At 58.4% G+C, this 2,774-nt stretch carries 3 protein-coding genes, 1 pseudogene and 1 riboswitch; all 4 genes and pseudogenes read right to left on the bottom strand.

Annotated elements, in window-relative coordinates:
* Positions 1-272, bottom strand: a pseudogene (locus ACTOZL_RS10130) (hypothetical protein); the annotation flags it as partial.
* Positions 273-369: 97 nt separating this feature from the next.
* A riboswitch (cyclic di-GMP riboswitch) is annotated at positions 370-457 on the bottom strand.
* A 192-nt stretch (positions 458-649) separates the two neighbouring features.
* Positions 650-1,126 carry a hypothetical protein gene (locus tag ACTOZL_RS10125; protein WP_482478271.1) on the bottom strand — a complete coding sequence of 159 codons (477 nt, stop codon included), beginning with the start codon at positions 1,124-1,126 and terminating at the stop codon, positions 650-652.
* A gap of 492 nt (positions 1,127-1,618) precedes the next feature.
* The gene (locus ACTOZL_RS10120) at positions 1,619-2,062 is read right to left on the bottom strand and encodes a PBECR2 nuclease fold domain-containing protein (protein ID WP_482478270.1); all 444 of its coding nucleotides are present in this window, start codon (positions 2,060-2,062) and stop codon (positions 1,619-1,621) included.
* Between the two features lie 19 nt (positions 2,063-2,081).
* Positions 2,082-2,774: GPR endopeptidase (gpr, locus tag ACTOZL_RS10115; protein WP_482478269.1), on the bottom strand; the 693-nt coding region annotated here is incomplete at its 5' end.

Raw genomic sequence — 2,774 nt, 5'->3', positions numbered from 1 at the left:
TCGTTGTCGGTAGCGTCCTCGTCGTTGGGTTCCTCGCTGTTGGTTTCCTCGTTGGTCTCCTCCTCGGGGGTCTCTACCGGGGTGGTTTCTTCTTTTTCTTCCGTGGCGTCCTGCTTGGGGGCTTCCGGTGCGGAAGCCTCGCCGTTGTCAGCAGGCGCCTTGTCAACGGGGCTGGTGGTCTCGTTGGCCTCAGGTGCAGCGGGCTCGGAGACCGACGGGGTCTCGCCGCCCTCCAGCTCCGCCGCGAACGCGGGGACCTGGACAAGGCTCATACATAGGGCCAGCGCAAGAAAGACCGCACAGCCTTTTCTTGCTAAATTTTTGAATTTCATGATATATCCTTTCTTTGCTAAACCGGACGCAAAGGAATCCGATAGCTGGGCTGCCATAGCGCAACTGCGCCTTAGGCCCCTTGCTTTGCCGTCCCACTGTTTCCAGCGGTTTGCCGAATTGCAACCGAACGAGCATCACGCGTCGGGGGGTGCCCCGGCGTCTCAGCCTCTGGTTTTGCGTCCCATCGTTTCCAATGGTTTGCCCTGCGCCGTGGTACCGTCTCCCCGCCGCCCTCGGCGCTTCGCGCGGCGGGGTGCCCCCAGGGCGGGTCCGCACAGTTCATCATGCTCCCTCCCTTCCTTATATTATATTTGAATCAGCCTGGGCCTGCCCCTGGGGAGGTCTGGGCAAATTCACGGAGAAATTCATCGTGGAAGCGTTCCTCCCCGCGCTTGCGGGCCTGGACAGCATCCTCGAAGCGGGCATAGCTGCCCAGATAGTACCGCTTGCCCTTGAAGCAGATGGACGCCCGCCAACGCTGCTTGGCAGCCCACCAGTCCACGCCGGGCACGCCGCTGGTGTTGTTTTTCCGCACCGTTTTGGCCCGGAGCATCTCCACGCAGGTGCCGTCCACGTAAGTCAGGGCGGTGAGGCCCACGCCGGAGCCCTGGCAGCCGCAGCTGGTGGTGTGGCCGCTGCGCAGGCGGTTGGTGCGGATGACGGTTTCCTTTCCGCAGTCGCAGCGGCACAGCCAGGCGGTGCGCGTGCCAATATTTTCCGCCGGGGCCAGGACGGTAAGCTGGCCATAACGCTGGCCTGTCAGCTCCAATTTTTTCCGGGAATGCCCTGACATTTTGTGTCACCTGCCTGCTGCAAAATTACCTGGATTTATCAAAATGTATACTTTTTGATAGAATATTCCGTTTTTCGGGATAAAACCTTCTGGCTGGTTTTATCTGTGAAAAAAGACCAAAAAGGCCTTGAAATGGGATGGCTTTCATGATACAATGCCCACGAATAAACAACTATCAAAAAGTATACGTTTCGATAACATTTTTCCGACATTTGTTCATGAAAAAAGCACCGCGCAGCCACGCGGTGCTTTTGCCTATGGTCTGTGTGCGATGAAAAACAGAGAGATACTTGGTGGCTGTGCCGCTTCCCGCATTTCCTGGTGCGGGACAAGACAGTCCGTCAAGTATCTCTCACAAAAAGTTGGTTATTTGGCAGGCGTGGCATTCTCCTGCATCTCTCGGATTGCTCCTGTCAAGCCAGCGGCGTGTGGACGGCCACGAAATTTTCCACCTCAAATAACCGCCTTTATTCTATGTTTATTATAATACGATCATTCACGCTTGTAAAGCACTTTTTCTGACCTTGTATATCGGCGATACCTTCTGTCATCCACTTTTTGAAAGGAGATGATGGAGTTTTTGTATCCTTCTGTATCAACAGATGTTTTTATCCTCAGGATTACTTTATAATTTTTCCCGTTATCCGCAAAGGTTTTCAGCAGCAACGCAGACCTTGCCTTGTTTGCCGCCAGGATATAATCTGGGTCTTCCACGATTTCTTTCAAGTAGCCAAAGTATCGCTCATAGTCCCCTGGGTGGCGTTCCTTAATATGTTGTATCCGCTCATCGGTAATAATAACTTCATCGGTGGTGATGTCCTGGGTTACGCAGCGATAGAGCTCCCGATTTAATGTTCCAATGTAATGCACAGCAACGGCCCCATTTTTTGGTCGATTCTTGTCTTGTAGTGTACCATTTGCTGTGCTTTCCGTCAAGCCAGGCCCCTCCTCGCCCTCACGACGTCCACGCCTCCACTTCCTCCACCGACAACGCCTCATGCAGCGCGGTGCTGATCCCCAGCCCCAGCATACGGGCCAGGATATCCACCTCGCTGTCCACGTTCCGGGGGGTGACGAACCACTCCGCCCCCTCCTGGCGGAGGATGCCCGGGTCGAAGTCCCGTTCCCCCGCCTCCTCCAACAGGTCCAGGCAGAGGGTGGCGGCGTCCACCACCGTGGGGATGCCCACGGCAATCACCGGAATCCCCAAGCTGTCCTCGTCCAGGGCCATCCGGGCGTTGCCCACCCCGGAGCCGGGGACAATGCCGGTGTCCGACACCTGTACCGTCCGGCACACCCGCTCCTGCCGCCGGGCGGCCAGGGCGTCCACGGCGATGAGGCAGCAGGGCTCCAACTGCTCCACCACCGCGTGGATCAACTCCCCGCTCTCCATCCCCGTGGTGCCCGTGACCCCTGCCGCCAGGGCCGACACCGGACGCAGGGCGGAAAACTGTGCCGGGAGGGAGCGGACCAGGTGCCGGGTCACCAGCAGGGCGTCGGTGGCCTTGGGGCCGATGGCGTCGGGGGTCACCCGGCGGTTTCCCAATCCCGCCACCAGCACCGGCCCCGTTTTGGGCAGGCTGGGCAGCCGCTCCAACATGGCCGCCACCGCCCGGGCCGCCCCCAGGACCTCCTCTCGCTGCCGGGG

Source organism: Evtepia sp., assembly GCF_056797215.1.
The sequence above is the reverse complement of the archived record's forward strand: the minus strand, read 5'-3'. Positions and strand labels throughout refer to the sequence as shown.